This window comes from Rania fehmarnensis (genome assembly GCF_056494185.1).
In genome coordinates this window covers 525,835-543,458 of record NZ_CM151398.1, presented here as the reverse complement: position 1 = coordinate 543,458, position 17,624 = coordinate 525,835, and the positions used below count along the sequence as shown (strand labels likewise).

Annotated in this window: 13 protein-coding genes; 10 read left to right on the top strand and 3 right to left on the bottom strand. The window is 53.3% G+C overall.

Translation table 11 applies throughout. The annotated features are described in order from the left end of the window. Window positions 1–143 precede the first annotated feature (143 nt). Genes SH573x_RS01945 through SH573x_RS01935 form a run of 3 tightly spaced genes read left to right on the top strand, consistent with a single transcriptional unit; the run spans window position 144 to window position 4,483 of the window. Window positions 144–2,501 (top strand): PSD1 and planctomycete cytochrome C domain-containing protein, encoded by a 2,358-nt coding sequence (locus tag SH573x_RS01945; protein WP_479352605.1) that lies wholly within the window; start codon window positions 144–146, stop codon window positions 2,499–2,501. Next, window positions 2,491–3,912: a DUF1501 domain-containing protein gene (locus SH573x_RS01940; RefSeq protein ID WP_479352604.1), complete on the top strand. Its 1,422-nt coding sequence runs from the start codon at window positions 2,491–2,493 to the stop codon at window positions 3,910–3,912. The genes SH573x_RS01945 and SH573x_RS01940 overlap by 11 nt, the downstream gene beginning before the upstream one ends. Window positions 3,913–3,958: 46 nt before the next feature. Further along, window positions 3,959–4,483 (top strand): HD domain-containing protein, encoded by a 525-nt coding sequence (locus SH573x_RS01935; protein ID WP_479352603.1) that lies wholly within the window; start codon window positions 3,959–3,961, stop codon window positions 4,481–4,483. A gap of 107 nt (window positions 4,484–4,590) precedes the next feature. Here SH573x_RS01935 and SH573x_RS01930 read toward each other — a convergent pair whose 3' ends face one another. The 3 genes from SH573x_RS01930 to SH573x_RS01920 form a co-directional block, all read right to left on the bottom strand. After that, window positions 4,591–5,877: a class II aldolase/adducin family protein gene (locus SH573x_RS01930; RefSeq protein ID WP_479352602.1), complete on the bottom strand. Its 1,287-nt coding sequence runs from the start codon at window positions 5,875–5,877 to the stop codon at window positions 4,591–4,593. A 237-nt stretch (window positions 5,878–6,114) separates the two neighbouring features. Next, complete coding sequence (locus SH573x_RS01925; RefSeq protein WP_479352601.1) at window positions 6,115–7,605, bottom strand: aldehyde dehydrogenase family protein; 1,491 nt, start codon at window positions 7,603–7,605, stop codon at window positions 6,115–6,117. A 122-nt stretch (window positions 7,606–7,727) separates the two neighbouring features. Then, entirely contained in the window at window positions 7,728–8,459 is a 732-nt protein-coding gene (locus tag SH573x_RS01920; protein ID WP_479352600.1) for a hypothetical protein, read from the bottom strand. Between the two features lie 571 nt (window positions 8,460–9,030). Between SH573x_RS01920 and SH573x_RS01915 the strand changes: the two genes are divergently transcribed. The 7 genes from SH573x_RS01915 (at window position 9,031) to SH573x_RS01885 (ending at window position 17,604) form a co-directional block, all read left to right on the top strand. Next, entirely contained in the window at window positions 9,031–10,026 is a 996-nt protein-coding gene (locus SH573x_RS01915) for a DUF3592 domain-containing protein (RefSeq protein ID WP_479352599.1), read from the top strand. A gap of 436 nt (window positions 10,027–10,462) precedes the next feature. Then, window positions 10,463–13,243: a DUF1549 and DUF1553 domain-containing protein gene (locus tag SH573x_RS01910; protein WP_479352598.1), complete on the top strand. Its 2,781-nt coding sequence runs from the start codon at window positions 10,463–10,465 to the stop codon at window positions 13,241–13,243. A gap of 18 nt (window positions 13,244–13,261) precedes the next feature. Then, window positions 13,262–14,776, top strand: coding sequence for a DUF1501 domain-containing protein (locus tag SH573x_RS01905; RefSeq protein ID WP_479352597.1), 1,515 nt, complete (start codon window positions 13,262–13,264; stop codon window positions 14,774–14,776). Window positions 14,777–14,940: 164 nt separating this feature from the next. After that, window positions 14,941–15,090 (top strand): PEP-CTERM sorting domain-containing protein, encoded by a 150-nt coding sequence (locus tag SH573x_RS01900; RefSeq protein WP_479356854.1) that lies wholly within the window; start codon window positions 14,941–14,943, stop codon window positions 15,088–15,090. 193 nt (window positions 15,091–15,283) lie between these two features. Further along, window positions 15,284–15,925, top strand: a complete 642-nt coding sequence (locus SH573x_RS01895; protein ID WP_479352596.1) for a hypothetical protein — start codon at window positions 15,284–15,286, stop codon at window positions 15,923–15,925. Window positions 15,926–16,156: 231 nt separating this feature from the next. Continuing rightward, window positions 16,157–17,170, top strand: a complete 1,014-nt coding sequence (locus tag SH573x_RS01890) for a TadG family pilus assembly protein (protein WP_479352595.1) — start codon at window positions 16,157–16,159, stop codon at window positions 17,168–17,170. Then, window positions 17,170–17,604: a TadE/TadG family type IV pilus assembly protein gene (locus SH573x_RS01885; RefSeq protein ID WP_479352594.1), complete on the top strand. Its 435-nt coding sequence runs from the start codon at window positions 17,170–17,172 to the stop codon at window positions 17,602–17,604. Before SH573x_RS01890 ends, SH573x_RS01885 begins: the two co-directional genes overlap by 1 nt. Window positions 17,605–17,624 lie beyond the last annotated feature (20 nt).

Here is a 17,624-nt window from a genome sequence, read left to right as displayed (position 1 = left end):
AAAAGTGGATCTGCACAGAGTTTTAGTGTGTGGCCCACTAGATTGCATATCGATAGGATATCGCGACTCTCGCGCATTACAGGTGCGATTTGTGTCATAATGCTTGTGCCAACCCACACCCTCCAGAGTCGTAATGAACTATCGTGTGCAGCCCAAACTCAAAACTCCGAGTACTTCTGGCGATCACGATTTGTTGGATCGCTTACAGTCGTTTCGCGCGGGCGGACCAGCCACCAGCCGATGACGCAAGTGTGCAGTTCTTCCACCAGAAGATCGAACCTGTACTTCGACGCGATTGTTATGGCTGTCACTCCCAACAGTCCGGCGCCAAGATCGAAGCAGGCTTGCGACTGGATGCACCTGACACCTTGGATAAAGGCGGTGATAGTGGGCCTGCCATCGATCGACAAGCGCCTTCGCAGAGCCTGATTCTGCAGGCCATTAAACATCAAGGTGGACTGGCCATGCCACCGGAGCGCGAGCGACTATCCGCAGCGGTCATTGCGGATTTCGAACAATGGCTCAAACTCGGAGCGCCTGATCCACGCCCGCTTTCTGAAGACTCGACCACGGCCACTGCGCTTACCAAAGCGCGCGAGCATTATGCATTCCAACCATTGAATGATGCCAGGCCGCCCAGCGTGGCAGCGGAAAACGATGTTTATCAAGCGATCGATACCTTCTTGCTGGCTCAATTGAAATCTCATGGACGAGCCTTTGCACCGCTCGCTTCACGGCGAACATGGTTGCGACGAATCACACTGGATGTGACAGGCTTACCACCAACAACCGAGTTTCTCAATGAGTTTGACGATGACGATAGACCCGATGCATATGAGCGCGTCGTCGACAGACTACTTTCCTCACCTCAATATGGTGCCCGCTGGGCGCAGCATTGGCTCGATGTGGTACGTTATGCGGAAAGCGAAGGCTATGAATATGATCGTCATTTGCCGGACGCTTGGCGATATCGCGATTACGTAATCGACTCACTCAACGCCGATAAACCATACGATCAGTTTGTTACCGAACAAATCGCTGGCGACGAATTGGATGCACACAACCCGGAGTATCTTACTGCCGCTATCTTTCATCGCTTGGGGCCAGTTCGTCGCAACGCTGGCAATGCCGAGATTGCGCTCAGTCGCAATGAAGTGCTGACCGAACGCACCGATATCCTGGGCAACGCGATTCTAGGCATGACCATTGGCTGTGCTCGTTGTCATAATCACAAGCTGGAACCCATCACTCAGCGAGACTATTACCAACTGCAAGCCTACCTGGCCGCGACGGCCGAAAACAATTTTTCATTGGCCGAGGCGGACAAGCAGGCTCAATGGGATGCAGAGACCCAGCGGATCAAAAGCGAAATTCAATCACTGCAAACAGCCTCTAAGAAGGCGACCGGGATCGCGAAAGACCAGCTCAGCCAGCAGATCAAAGTTCTCGACGAATCGCTGCCGGCGCCGTTGCCGATGATACCCACGATCCGCAATGACTGGTCCGAGCGCACCGAGATTCATGTCTTGCGGCGCGGCGTGTGGGAATTAAAGGGAGCCCCGGTAGCACCTTCTCCGCCTGGCATACTTATATCCACTTGGAAAGGTAACGAGAGTTTTGGCCAGACCATCGCGGCGGATGATCCACATCCTAGAAGTCATCTAGCCAGGTGGCTCACCGAGCATCCGTTGTCGGCGCGGGTCATCGTCAATCGACTGTGGCAACATCATTTTGGAATCGGTCTTGTCAAAACGGCCAATGACTTTGGGCTGCAGGGCGATCCACCCAGCCATCCAGAGTTACTCGACTACCTGGCATCAAGGCTGATCAAACATCAATGGCAATGCAAACCCATCCATCGGCAACTGCTGCTCAGTCGAGCCTATCGTCAGAGCGACGTCAATGATGCAGACTTGCTGGAGAGCGACCCCGAAAACCGCTGGCTTGGTCGCTTTTCGCGCCGGCGTCTTAGTGGCGAAGAGATCCGTGACTGCATGTTAGCCATTTCAGGCCAATTGAACTTGCAGGCACGTGGAACCAGCGTCATGCTGCCGGTCGATAGCGAAATGGTTCAATTACTCTACAAGCCTTCGCAGTGGGCAGTTGATAAAGACCCTGCGGCTCACATGCGGCGTTCGATCTATCTTTTTGCCAAGCGCAACTTACGACTACCGATGTTAGAAAATCTCGACGCGCCCGCTATGCTTAGCAGCTGTTCGCGCCGGGAATCGAGCATCCATGCCCCCCAGGCGCTCGAACTGATGAATGGCAGGGAGTCTAATCAATTGGCGATGGCCTTTGCGCAGCGACTGCGTGATGCTTCCTACGGTTCCCTTCACCACCAACAGAGTTCACTGGTCATGGCCGCCTTCGACACGGCCCTGGGACGCAAACCTACTGAGCAAGAGCAGAAACTATCAGAAGAGTTTCTTCAGCATCATGCGCTCAGCGAATTTGCCCTGGCCATGTTTAATTTGAATGAGTTCGTTTATGTTCGCTAATCCGCACTCGATACCTACTAATTCGCGACGACAATTCATACGCGATGCATTCTGCGGTTTTGGCGGCATAGCGTTGACGGCTATGGATGCAGGTCAAAACAGGTCAGCCCAAGCCGGCGAACAAGATCGAGTTGTTCATCGGCCCGCCGGTCCCGCTACGGCTGTCATCTTTTTGTTCATGGCTGGTGGCCCAAGCCATATAGAAACGTTCGATCCCAAACCACTGCTCAACCAGCTCGACGGTCAGAAGCGACCGGCCGAATTTGGTGAAGCCAAGTATCAGTTCATCGAGAACGACGCACGGCTGTTAGGTACGCGCCGCAAGTTTGCTCGGTATGGACAAAGCGGAATCGAAGTATCTGACCTGTTCCCGCATACGGCCAAATGCATCGATGATTTGGCAGTAATACGATCTTGTTATGGTGACATGGTCGTGCATTCAGCAGCACAGTACGAACTGTTCACCGGAAGAGTCATTCCCGGTTTCCCGAGTATGGGCTCTTGGCTGCTGTATGGCCTTGGCAGCGTCAGCCAAACACTTCCGTCTTATGTAGTAATGCCAGACCCGCTCGGTGCGTTGGAAGCCGGTCAGCCGATGTATATGCATGGATTTTTGCCCGCGCGGTTTCAACCGACCATGTTTCGACCAAGCCAACGCCCCGTGCTGAACCTCGAACCGCCGCCCCATGTTTCCACCGACCAACGCCGAGCGACCTGGCAGCTCGTTCAACAACTCAACCAGGCCACAATCGGCCCGGAAGATCATGAATTCCATGCTCGATTGGAGGCCTATGATTTGGCATTCCGCATGCAAGCAGAAGCACCCGCAATTTTCAATCTGTCAAGTGAGTCGCAAGAAACCTTGGATCTATACGGCTTGGGCCAGAAGCCTACCGACGATTACGGGCGGCGTTGTTTACTGGCTCGCAAATTGGTCGAAGAGGGCGTGCGCTTTGTCTGCGTAGTATCGGGCGGCGGCGCGGGCAATATGCAATGGGACGCGCACAGCGATATCGAAGAGAACCATCTTCGTAAAGCCGCCGAGACCGACCAGCCGGTTGCGGGATTGCTAACAGATTTAAAGAGGCGCGGCCTGCTGGATACGACTTTGGTCCTATGGGGTGGCGAATTCGGACGTTCGCCCGAAGCCCAATCGAGCAAAGGTCGAGATCATCACAATTTAGGCTTTAGCATGTGGATGGCCGGGGGCGGAATTCATGGTGGCCGAGTCGTCGGTGCTACCGACGACATTGGCCTACGCGCCATCGAACGTCCCTATCATTTCCGTGACATCCACGCCACCATCTTGCACCAACTGGGCTTGGACCAAACGCAACTAACCTACCCTCACCTGGGCCGCAACGAACGCCTGACATTCTTGGAAGGAAAGGTTATCGAAGAAATTCTGTAACCTGGAAAGTCCACCACCTGTGGGCCACGATCATGTTGGAGAGAACATGAACCTCAGACCGGTACTTCAAGCGATCCTCCTAGAGTATGCCCTGCCATGGGATGGCGATCACGGCATAGCGCATTGGGCGCGTGTACTTGAGAACGGATTGAGATTGGCTGGCGAGACAGGAGCAAACGTCGAAGTTGTTTCTTTGTTTGCTGTGCTGCACGACTCACAACGTCAAAACGAAATGACCGATCCGGAACATGGCCCACGTGCAGCTGAGTTTGCCAGGACGCTACAGGGCAGCGTATTTGACCTCGATGACCATAACTTCCAGTTGCTCTACCGAGCATGTGCGGGGCACACGCATGAGAGGAACCATCCCGACATCACCATCCAGACGTGCTGGGATTCCGATCGACTTGACCTTGGCCGAGTCGGTATCACTCCGCACGCCAGCCGACTGTGTACCACGACGGCCAAACGCCCCGAGATCATTCACTGGGCTGATGGTCGAGCTAGTTTTCGTGTCGTCCCTGAATTCATAGCCACTGAATGGGAAATCGTATTGCCCACGGCTGGATAAGCGAGATGTTTCAGACGTTGTTCAAACATTCTTCGGGTCGACTACGCCAACGCGCCGCTAGCTGCGGAGCGACGGCATTAAGCCTCTATCGCGTTGGACCGGTTCACTCAAGTCAAACCAAAGGCCTGGCGCAATTCGTCGATCACTGCATTGGGCATCGAGGCTACCGTACCAATAGCACCTGCATTGATGAGCGCTTCGGCCGTGGCTTCCAGAACTTCCAAACGATCAAATGCATCCAGTACGGTGCGGCCGGTGACAATCACTCCGTCGTTTTCGAGTAGTGCCGCCGGATTGGCTGTAGAAACATACTGTGCCAACTCTGGCTCGCTACCATACTGCAAACCGTACGGGACACGTTTGACATCGCGCAGAAACACATAGCTCTCGGGAATTGTGCGAACATCAAAGTCCGATTCGGTAATGCTGAACGCGGTGGCGTTTACCGGATGAGCAAACACGATAGCCTGTACGTTCGGATGCTGCTCATAAATGGCTTGGTGGGCACGAGCGGCTCGGCTGGCGAGCTTGCCCGCCTCACGAAGATTGCCTGCTACCAGGACGATGTCGTTGACGCGTAGCAGTTCGCGATCCTGTTGCGTTGGAGTTATCAAGAAGGCGTGCTCATTCAGGCGAGCCGAAAAACTCCCTTCAGTACTAATCAGTAACCGTTGGCGACAGCCTCGCCGAACGAAATCACACAGCTGCCTGCGTAACTCTTGCTCGTGAGGCGTAGCGGCCGGTGGCTCGTACGAATCAAAATCGACTCGCCGCTGAGCAGCCCTCTGAAGATGTGCATCGTCGAGATAGCGTACTTGTCCAAGCTGATTGGCTTTTACGAGCGTCTTGCCTGCAAATTCAAACGCTTCAAATCTTTCAAAGGCGCTCGCCAGCGAATCGCCTCCGACGACCACTCCATGATTTTCAAGGATCACGCTATCGCAACCGTCCGCGAACGTGGCGGCAATGTTGGCGCCCAGTTGCTCGCTGCCAGGACAAGCATAACGTGCAAAGCCCACTCGTCCGCATACGGAATGCGCCTGATGAAACATGCGCGTGTTAGGACACTGCCCGCAAATGCTGAAGGCCACTAATGCCGTCGGGTGCGCGTGCACGATTGCACGCACATCTGGCCTGGCTTGATAAATGGCTCTATGAAAAGGAAACTCGGAGGAAGGCGGATGATTGCCTTCGACCGAGCCATCGGCACGTACGCATACAATATCGCTTCGAGTCAAATTGCCTTTATCAACTCTTGCCGGAGAAATCCAAATGGTGTCTTCGGTATCCCTGATAGAGAGATTACCTCCCGAGGTTGTGGTCATGCGATAACGATAGATTCGGTCCATCGTGCGCATGATTTCATCGCGCGGGTGAATGAGGTTTCTTGGCATAGTTGATGTTTGTCGGAGGTCGAAGTGGTGGACTTCGTCGTTTAACCCGCAGCCGCAGGCGAGGAAACCGAAGTAGATGACGTGCAAGGCTCGATTTTTCGTTTACGCCCATCGGTCACGCGGGAATATCTTCCCGCTTAAGTAGGGCTTGATTGATTTGGAGACATCGGGCGGTCCACCGCTTGGAAGCGGTGGCTACGGCAGAGTTGCTCATCCCAATCTCATAGCTTGATCGCCCTACCCTAGCGGTCGCACGACGGAAGTGCTGCGATAGTAGTCCATCAGCGTTTCGATGGACAAGACGCCACCGCCCATACCGCTTTTGTTGATACCGCCATAAGGTACACCCTGAGCAAAGACGTTGTGAGCATTCACCCAACTGTTGCCCGCGACCATTGCTTCCGCCACGCGTGCGGCTCGCGCAAGATCGCGAGTCCAAACACTATTGGCCAACCCGTAATCGGTCGAATTTACCATCTTCAACGCTTCCTCTTCCGAGTCGAAGGGGGCCAGAAAAGCGACTGGGCCAAAGATCTCTTCGCGAGCAGCAATATTGTCGAGCGATCCAACCAGCAGGGCAGGCTTGACATAGTTACCACTAAAGCCATCCACCGAAGCAGTGCCGCCTTCTAGCAAGCACTGTGCACCCTCGGCAACACCTTTCTGCAAGTAACCTAAGACACGTTTGCATTGCTTCGGATTGACGACTGGCCCCATCTGACTGTTGGGGTCCAGGGGGTGACCGATGCGTACTTCTTTGAGCAAAGTAACGCAGCGCTCGACGAAGCGATCAAAGATCTTGCGATGGACGATCCATCGCGTAGCATCGCAACAAACTTGTCCCGTATGAAACGTAATGGCACCTACGAGTTTGGCAGCCGTATCGTCGACATCCACATCATCGAAGACCACGGCCGCCCCTTTGCCGCCCAGTTCCAGTTTGACCGGCACCAGATTCCGACCGCACGCTTCGGCCACCATTTGGCCAACTTCGGGTGAACCGGTAAACGACATGCGCTTGATTTTCGCGTTGCTGGAAAGTGCGGCGCCCGTTGTCGCGCCGCGGCCGGTCACGACATTGATCACACCATCAGGAACACCGACTTGCTTTGCCAGCCTCGCCAGATAGATGGCCGACAACGAGGTATCTTCGGCTGGTTTGATCACCACCGTATTACCAGCCGCCAAAGCCGGTGAGATGCCCCAGCCGATCAGCAGGAACGGAAAATTCCAGGGGAAGATGAACGCGCATGCGCCCCAGGGCTGCTTGTAGGTCCAGGCTTCATAACCCGGCACATCGAGTTTATTGCGAACCTGTACTTGCCCAGACAGTTTGACGAAGTACCGCAGCGTGTCTACAAAGTTTTGAACATCGCCTTGTGCTTGAGCTTCAATCTTTCCAGCATCGAGTGCTTCGATCTGAGCGATGATAGCTTTGTGCTGTTCTACGGCATCTGCCAGTTTCAACAAGATCTGCGAACGTTCCGCAACGGACATTCCAGACCAGGCAGGAAATGCCTGGCGAGCCGCTTCCACGGCTGCATCGACTTCGGCAGCCCCGAGATCGCATAGATCGGCCAGCTTCCGCCCCGAACCTGGATCCAAGGTCTCCAACGTCGCTCCACTAAACGCCGTGACATCCTTTCCAGCTACGAAAGCAGGCAACAAGCCTGGTTTCAAGAACGCTTCCACTTCCGGTAACAAAGCAAGTTCGGCAACGGTACTCATCTGCGTCAACCCTTCATTCAATGGGACAGCCCGGGGGATAGTTACTGTTCATTTTAACGACTTACAGCGTTCAGTCACACGTGTCGTGCTCGACAATCGTGTTCCACCCGAATTAGTCGTTATCAACTTTTGCGATTGCCCGTGAAGTCAATGCGACCTGAGTTGTCCCCCAGTTCGTAGTCGATTATTCCCTTGATCTTGTCGCCGTAGGGTCTGCCCTTGTAGTCGGCTTTGATCTTCGTGCCGCGAACTTCGCCACTGATCGAAAACCACAACTCGTTGTTTTCAATCTTCATATTGGTAGCTTCGAGCTCAATATCTTCGCCGCTGACGTACTTGCCAGTATAATTTTCGCCAACTTTTGCGATTGTCAGGACTGGTTCCAAGATGTTTCCGTCAGCGTCAATACGCAATTGCCACTTTCCGACTGCATCGTCCATGGTGACGCTGCGTTTGGGCGTCCAGGGAAAATCGCGAGACGTTTCGGATGTGGTCGCTGTGACATTGCCTTCAATGTCATCTTTGTTGATCTTGCCCTTGAACTCGAGTTTGATGTCCGCACCCTGGAAGTCGACAGTGAAGTGAAACGAGAGCGTATCTCCTTCCATCTTGCCGTCTTTGATTTCGATCCCCTTTTCCGTTCGCCCCTGAAAGACTCCAACGACAGTCGAATCCTTGGCGAGATTCAATCGCAATGAATCTTTCATCGTCTGTCCGTCCAGTTCGTACTCCCACCGCCATGTCCCCGATGGGTCCACGAGAGCAGGTTTGTCTTTCGGCTTGTCCTGAGCCATGCTGGGTATCGCCAGAAGAATTACTCCCAAGCTAACCATGCCTGTCATCCACTTCGTCATATTGTCCTCGTTTGCAAATCGTACCGACTGTTTGAAACTTGAAACTTACAGACTAACTGAAGCACTCTGCGATTATACTCGGCATCGCCCTGTCCCTTCGTGCCCCATTGACAGGCTGTTATGTTTTCCAGCCAATCAATGCATCAGTCCGTTTCCAGTCCATCAAGGATTGTAGTGGATAGTTTGGACTCCATCTTTAACTTTAACCCGTAGCCGCCGGCGATGATTTCGAAGTAAGTGACGTGCCAAGGCAGGTGGTTGGTGTAAGCCCACGGTCTTGGCCGAGCCAAGGCAGATTTACTGGCCAAGGTCACAAAAGCAGTTACCGAAGTCAACTCCTATTCGATCTCCTATTTCCAACGTCCAGCGATCCGCCGACAACCGCTGAAAATGAATTCGAAACAGCCTTCATCGGAAGTGCCCTTAAGCCGACGTACGGCCTAAAACCTATAAACAACATTTCTTAAAGCTGCGATGGTCAAAAAGAAATATATAGTGACTTAGCAAATCCGTGTTATGATTATGCCTCGGCTGATGAAACTCTTATCCTACGCCCATGGGAGGTTTGTCGATGAATAACTTACGAGTCGAGATTCCCGCCACACAAATGTGGTTCGTGTTAGGCGCACTACTCGGCATTTTGACTGTGATAACTACGATCTTTTCACAAGGCAGTTACGCGTGGGTAGGGACAGCTATTCTCGGAGTGCTCGCAGCTGCACCCATTGCTTGGGGACTGTTTGGTGCGAAGCGATTCATCGAGTTCGGCGATTCAATAACAATACACTACTTGCTAAAACAGCGACGGATTCCGTGGAGCAAGGTGTCATTCGTTAGCTTCGAGTGCACGGAAGTGCGCCATCGAACTGGCATTCCGTTTGTACACATACCCACCCAAAATCATGTCATGACGATACGCCTCCAAGATGACAGCACAGTTTGCGCAGATATCAAACCGGTTCAGATCGCACCAATACAGGAAATTTTTAATCAGCGAGCAACCTTGAATGTTCAGCGCGAGAAGGAACGATTGGTAGCCGAGTTGGTATCAGAGCAGAGGTTCGCTCTGCTCTTGCGTGCAGCTATGGGGTTTACGTTTTCTGTCATAGGCATTTACATCGCCTACTTGATGCTTGATGAAATCAAAGATGGAACAGCTAGCGTCAACTGGCCCGAGGTACCCGGCAGTATTGTCAGCTCTTCGTATACATCTGAAACCACTTCGGGTCGACGCGGGCGCAAAGACACGATTTACACACCCGCAGTGCAGTACACTTTCGAAGTAGAGGGGGTGGAATACTCTAGCAAACGCTTACAGTTCTCACCGATCACCTCTGAAGACCCTCAGGAGATTCAATCGCTCGTCAATCAGCTTCCGATGGGTAGCATAGTCAAGGTGCGTTACAAGCCAACAGATCCATCCGTCGCAGTATTGATTCCAGGAATCGGCACGGGTCGCTACATATTCTTCGGAGTGTTAATCGTGGTAGGGATTGGAGCGCTGATCTTTGCGATCGTCAACGTGTTTCGCTACCTGCATTCGCGGAGTCCTCAAACTGTCACATGAATGGCAGCACATGCATTCCATTGGCACAACCCAGCGCAGGCGAAAGAACCTCAATTTGCGACGCTCCCACACGATGTCAACATCCATCGTACTGCGAGCCGCGCGATGTCCTTTAACTGACGAGATTGCTCGACGGCCCGCTAGATGTGACCGACCGATGGCATTGCGCGGATCAGCTTAAGCTGCACCAGCTGGGCATCAGCGTCGGTGTCGGTCGTGTAAGCGGGTTCGAAACGCACAGGTCGTAGCTCTTAATACTTCGATCTGGTATTGCTTTTGGTTGACTGTAGCCACTGGTTGCCCTACCATCTTATCCAAGGGCAAATGCGTTTGCCTTCCCGCCTCACCTTCCCACCTCATACAGGCTCTTTGGAATATGGCTTGGCTTTGCCCATCAAAACGATGCCAAATACTGTGGAGCACATGCCTGTTGTTGATGTTCGTTCCGCTCGTGGCAAGTGCGCGACCGCCGTACAAGCAGAGTTTGAAGAAACTGTATGGCGATCGCCTAAGCGCCAACGTACATCAATGCGCCACTTGCCACTTAACCGCAGATGACGTTGTTAATAACGAAGATTTTGACGAAGAGAACCCATCGCACAATAGTTTTGGTAACCGTCTTCGCGAATTGGGAGAATCGGTTGGCGAAGGCGAACCAGGCCACGATATCCTTTCTCGGTTACGCCGCATCGCTGACGAAGATGCCGATGGCGATGGCGTGGCCAACGAGTTGGAGATACTCTCAGGAAAGTTTCCAGGCCGGGCGCCAAGTCGCCCTGATGAACAGGAATTAATGGCAGCTCGATCGGCCCAGGCGGCGCGACTGCGCGAAGCCACTGGCTATGCGTGGGAACCATTCCAAAGAGTAAACCGGCCAGAGGTTCCCGAATCCAAATTAATCGCTTGGGGCCGAACTCCCATCGACGCATTCATAGCTGCGGAATACGAGCGTCTGGGGTTATCACCGACAACCGAGGCCAGCAAACCTAACCTGCTGCGCCGAGTCTATTTGGATCTCGTGGGCTTACCTCCTACGCGAGAAGAATTGACTCAATTTTTGACCGACGATTCGCCGAGTGCCTACGAGCGAGTCGTCGAGCGACTATTGGCCAGCCCAGCTTATGGTCAACGTTGGGGACGGCACTGGATGGATGTCTGGCGTTATAGCGACTGGGCGGGTTGGACGGGCGGCAACCAAATCCGCGATAGCCAACCGCATATTTGGAGATGGCGCGATTGGATTATCGAATCGCTCAACGAGGATCGTCGCTATGACTCAATGGTGCGAGCCATGTTGGCCGCCGACGAGCTTTCGCCAGTTGACACTAATGACTTGCGAGCTACCGGTTACTTGGTCCGCAATTACAAGATGCTAAGTCGCGAAACGTGGATGCAGGACACTGTAGAGCACACGTGTAAGGCATTTCTGGCCCTGACGCTGAATTGCGCTCGGTGTCATGATCACATGTACGATCCGGTTTCCCAATCGGAATACTATCAGTTCCGCGCTATCTTTGAACCTCACCATGTGCGTTCCGATCGGCTTGCCCACCAAGCGGATGTGAATATCGATGGGTTGGTCCGCGCCTATGACGCTGAGCCTGAGGCAGCGACCTACCTGTTCGTCAAAGGTGATGATCGCAATCCTGACAAGGATCGCTCGATCACGCCTGGGGTGCCATCGATCCTCGGGCAAAAACTTTTGATCTCCTCTGTGAACCTGCCTGTCAGCGCCTATTACCCTGGTATGCAACCTTTCGTTCGCGATCAAGTTATTGGGGCGGCCAAGCAATCGCTGGAAAAAGCGCGTCAAGATTTGACCAATGCCCAGTCTGCCACGGCGGAAGCCTGCCAGGTAGTCGCTAACGAAAATGCTACCGACGAACATCGCGCGAACTACAATCTGGCCCAGCAGCGACTCGCCGTAATGCAGTTGGCGGTCGCCGCAGCTCAATCGCAGTTAAGCAGCGTTCAAGCTCGAATAGCGGCCGATGACCTCAAGTACTCGACAGAACTCAGTTCGAGCGCTGCCAGGGAAGAGGCGGCAAAGAATGCTGCGACTCTAGAACAGCAAGCATCGTTAACCGCCTTGGAATTGGCTTGGCATCAATCTCAATTGGCCGTCGCTGAGTCCGAGGCAGGACTCAAGCCGAACCCTGAGGATGCTGGCCTCAAGAACAAAGTGGCGGATGCGAAAGGGAAACAGGAACAAGCGGCCAAGGCTTTCGCTGAGGCCAAAACGAAGGCTGAGACTCCCCTTGCAACCTACACGCCATTGACTCCCGTCTACCCTCAACAAAGCAGCGGACGCAGATCCGCGCTCGCCCAATGGATGACCTCGCGTGACAACCCGCTGACAGCTCGAGTGGCTGTCAATCACATTTGGAATCGTCACTTCGGTCGCGGACTTGTACCCAGCGTATTTGACTTCGGCCAAAACGGTAAACCACCAACGCACCCTGCTCTGCTCGACTGGTTGGCCGCTGAACTGATGGAGCCAACTCAAGTAAAAGGTTCTACAGAAAACGGTGCACACGCGGCCCAGCCGTGGTCGATGAAGCACATTCATCGCTTGATAGTGACGAGTAGCGTCTATCGATTGTCGACTCAGATCGATGCTCAGCAGATCGCCAAAGATCCCGACAACGAGTACTTGGCGCGAGCCCGAACTAAACGGATGGAAGCCGAGGTCGTGCGAGACGCTGTGCTATATGTGGCGGGAAATCTTGATTTGGGAATGGGAGGACCTGACATAGATTACGAAAAGGGATTCGAGATACCGCGACGCAGCCTCTATTTCCGACATGCGGCTGAAAAAGAAATGACCTTCCTGAAGGTATTTGACGCAGCCGCAGTGTCTGAATGCTACCAACGCAAAAGCAGCGTCATGCCCCAACAAGCGTTAGCCATGATCAACAGCGAACTGACGATTACTCAAGCCAGGCGACTGGTGCGTTGCTGGCCAGGGGAACCGTTGGAAGACGACCGTTCGTTTGTTAAAGCCATGTTCGAACACATTCTGTCGCGGCCGGCTACGGATGATGAAGTGAAAACCTGCGAGCAATTCCTCGATGAATGTGCCAGGCGACCGGTGGAAGTCGCATTGGCTGTGAACGTGGACGATTTTGAAAAGCCTTCGGCGGACACTGTGACGCGTTCGCGCGAACAGTTGGTTCACGTGTTGATGAACCATCACGAATTTGTATCGACCTATTGAAATGATGACCTGACAACCATGCGAGAATCCCAACTCCCCAGCGTCTCAGCCAATCCTCTGCATGGAACAAGAAATGCCCGCGGATGCACAGGTGTCTCGCGACGATCGTTTCTGACCGATACAGGTATGGGTTTCACCGGGCTTGCGCTCAGTGCGATGCTCAGCCGCGATCGAGCCAATGCACAAGCCCCCATTGAGACCGACGCCTCAAAGATAGTCAGGCAGCCGCGCGCTCGGAGTGTGATTTGGATCTTCTTATGCGGTGGGGTCAGTCACATTGAATCGTTTGATCCCAAACCGTTGCTTAACAAGTTCGATGGTAAGAGCGCGGACGACACACCGTACAAAGAGCTTTTTGATCCTCAGCGTGTGAACCAAAATCTTGTGGGCATCAATCCTGGCCATCATCCCCACAAGAAACTGTTTGGTATGCAAACCGGTTTCCAACGCCATGGTGATTGTGGACTAGAAGTCGGAAACTGGTTTGCCAAAACCGGCTCCTGTGCGGATGACCTGGCGGTCGTACGTTCGCTGTGGACCATACACAACGATCATGGGACACAGTTGACGTGGCATACCGGGCGTCATCCGCGCGAAGGTTCATTTCCGACTATTGGCTCCTGGGTAGCTTACGGGCTGGGAACTATGAATCAGAATTTGCCCGAATACGTGGTGCTTGGCACTCCCACGGGTGATTGCTGCGGAGGTGAATGGACTTATGGTGCTGGCTATCTGGGACCCGAGTATGCGGGCGTACAGCTGGAGGTTGGCGAAAAGGATCCGCTGCCCTACGTGTCGTCGTCTAAATTCGGTGTATCGCTTGCCGATCAGAAGGCTGAATTCAGTTTGTTAGGCAGATTGAATCAGTTGGCGGGAATCGAGTATCCAGATGACCCGGAATTGCGGGCGCGAATTAAGTCGTATGAGCTGGCGTACGGTATGCAAATGGCTGTGCCAGATGCGATGGGACTGACCCAAGAGACGGCTGAGACCCTGGCACTGTACGGTATGAACGACAAAGTTACAGAGCCGTTTGGGAAACTGTGTTTGACCGCGCGGCGCATGGTGGAACGAGGCGTGCGCTTCGTACAGATATTTCACGGAGGCGGTGGCGGAGGAGCTTGGGATGCCCATGGTGAGTTGAAAAAGAATCATACGGATTTATCGGCTCAAGTCGACGTGCCAATCGCGGCGTTGCTCAAAGACCTTAAACGCAGCGGCTTATTGGACGACACGATTGTAGTGTGGGGAACCGAGTTCGGTCGAACTCCGGGCGCACAAGGCGCCGATGGCCGGGATCATCATCCGAATGCATTCTGCGCGTGGTTAGCAGGCGGCGGAGTTCGTGGCGGTACAACGTATGGTGCCACCGATGAACTTGGCTTCTACGCCGCGGAGAACCCGCGTTATGTGACTGATATCCATGCGACGGTGTTACATCAACTTGGGCTCGACCCCAAAACCCTCGATTTCCCCGAACGCCGAAGATTAGATATCGATCATGGACGACCGATCGCGGAGATCTTGAGCTGAATGTTCAGCTTGCGCCAGGAACGCATTGGCTTTCCGTATCACCCAGTATCGGGAACGACCCTGGTACTGGAGGCTTCTTGGCTTCCTATCTTTCGTCAACTGACAAGACGAATGCAGACGGCGCTCCTACGGGCAACAATGCCACCAGCTTCATAAAGTCAAACGTGGACGACTACGCTGCCCTGCCGTGGGATCTTTCGATAGGGATTGCTGGGGTCGCCGTGGTACCGGAACCATCGTCTCTTCTGCTTGCCACCGTGGGCGGATTTGGAATCGTCGCGGCACGTAGGAAGAAGCGGTTGGACAATCGCTAGTCTTACTGCCTGCAGACCCGTGATTTGAAAACACTCGCGTCGAATATAGCCATGTTGGCTTGCGCACAATTCTGGTGAAGTTTTTCTTGACTTTAGGCTATTTCTTCCTGTGCCACTCTTGGATTGTAATTTTGCTCTTTCCGTGACGTAATCTTGTAATCGAGGGCAGATGGTTATTTTTGGAGGGGGGGCCATGGTACAAATTCAGCTTCATTGGCAGGGTCGCAATCGGTTTGTAATTGTCTATGGGCTTCTCCTGTGCACGATTAGTCTAACCACCAGAGGCGTGCTTGCACAATCCAATGTTGTGCGTATCGAAGAACATTGGGAATTGGCCATCTCGCAAGCCGATAGCCAGACCAATGCACCTCAAATCATGATGCAATTCAGTCCGTTCGGGCAGCATGAAGAGATGCATTTTGAGTTCGATCTAAATCACGCTTCGCTACCAGGCTACGCTCCCGGAGGATTTCAAGTTCGCGCCATGGACGGAAGTCGCGTTGTCAGTGATGTCCGGCAATTAGACAATAATCGCCTCGCTTCTCAAGCTGAATTGCTGAGTTGGGTACTGATAGCGCAGAGACAACCAACTGGTTGGGCATTTGCTGTTGGTTATGGTAACTCGACTTCATGGGGAACCTTTGGTGGCCCAGGAACTGTTGTGGCACTTTCATCGGGTGACCTGCCGTTAACGTATTCGCCGATGGAATCGTTGCGAAACTCCGGCGTCATCTACGCAAAAAATCGCGTGCAGCGACTTACGTTGCGAAAGGTAAGATACTACTCCAGCGCAAACGAGTTCCAAGATGTGCCCGTTGGCCTCAATGTTGAATGATCTCGAACAAACTGCATGCGATCGCCGTCTCATTTAAGGAGACATCTCGTGATACTGCGTTTCTTTACCGCGCGTTCTTTGGGTCGTCGTCCTATCAAACGCTCAATCGCCCCGCGATCGCGTTCGCGACAGGGAGCAACTCTAATACTAACAGCCTTTACACTGTTCGTCCTCTTTGCGTTCCTTGCCTATAGTGTCGACACGGGTTTCTTAGCGGGCGCAAGAGCAGAAATGCGCCGCAGTGCAGACGCATCGTCTATGGCAGGCTGTTGGGAAATCTACAATCAACTGAAGCGCGGTGAATCGTTTGAAGCGGCCCAGGCTACAGCTCGGGAAAGTGCCGCGCAATATGCTCTGGCTAACAAAGTTGTCAACAGTGGTTTGATCATGGATACCGGACCTCAGTCGACTGAGGTGCGAATTGGCTACCTGTCGAACCTCAGTCGCACTACTCAACTTAGCGAAGATTCGACCTCACCGTTTATGGCCGTGCAAGTCTCTGTCATTAAGAACCCCGAGCGGAATGGAGAAGTGCCGTTTTACTTCGGCAAGATTTTCGGCAAGTCGGGACAAAGTATGCAAGCCTCCGCTACGAGTGTCATGGCAAGGTCGATTAGTGGCTTCTCCCTTGCTTCAGGAAGTGGCGACAATTTGCAGATTCTCCCCTTCGCCCTTGATTTGGAAACCTGGAACACGATCAACAACCAATGCTCTGACGACAACTATTGCTTTGACGAAAACCTGCAAAGAGTTGTCACCGGAGGTGACGGAGTTCCAGAGGTCAACCTCTATCCGCAAGGGGCTGGATCGCCCGGTAACCGTGGTACGGTGGACATTGGCGGGGCCAACAATTCGACTGCAGACATTGCCCGGCAAATACTGCAAGGGATCTCCGCTGAAGATCTTCAAGCGCTGAACAAGCCTCTCGCCTTAGACGACAACGGGCAATTGACACTCAATGGCGATACGGGGATAAGTGCAGGCGTGAAAGATGAGCTGACGAGCATAATCGGGAAGGCAAGGATAGTTCCGATCTTTGAATCAGTCACCGGAAACGGCAACAACGCTGTGTACAAGATCGTCAAATGGGCGGGCGTTCGAATTCTGGATGTTCGACTAACTGGTCCGATGTCCAAGAAGATGGTCATGGTCCAGCCTACACCGATCATCAGTCGCAATGTGATTGTAGGTTCAAGCTCGGGAGCAAGTTCCAATATCTTTTCTCCAGTACTGTTGGTGCGATAATGAATCGTAGATTCAGGTACAAAGGGTCCAAGCTTGCCAGGCTGAAAAAACAACATGGCGCTGCGGTAGTCGAGTTTGCGGTTGTTGCGCCTCTTCTGATCACCATGACCTTCGGTATGATCGAGATAAGCCGCGTGGTGATGGTCAAACAAATGCTGATCAATGCATCGAGAGAAGGTGCACGACTGGCAGTTCTGCCAACGGCCAACGAGTTCGAGGTGCATGCACAGGTCGAAAGCGAACTTGCGGCTGCCTACATCAATGGTGCAACCGTCTCGATTACCCCCGAGTCGCTTAGCAGTGCACCGGCTGGGACGCCGGTGACAATCTCGATTGAGGTCAACGCTGCTTCTATCAGCTGGCTTCCCAAACCTATGTTTGTAATCTCGCAAACCATCAGCGCGGCCACGACGATGCGCCGTGAAAGTTTGTAAAGAACTCCGCCAGTAATCTT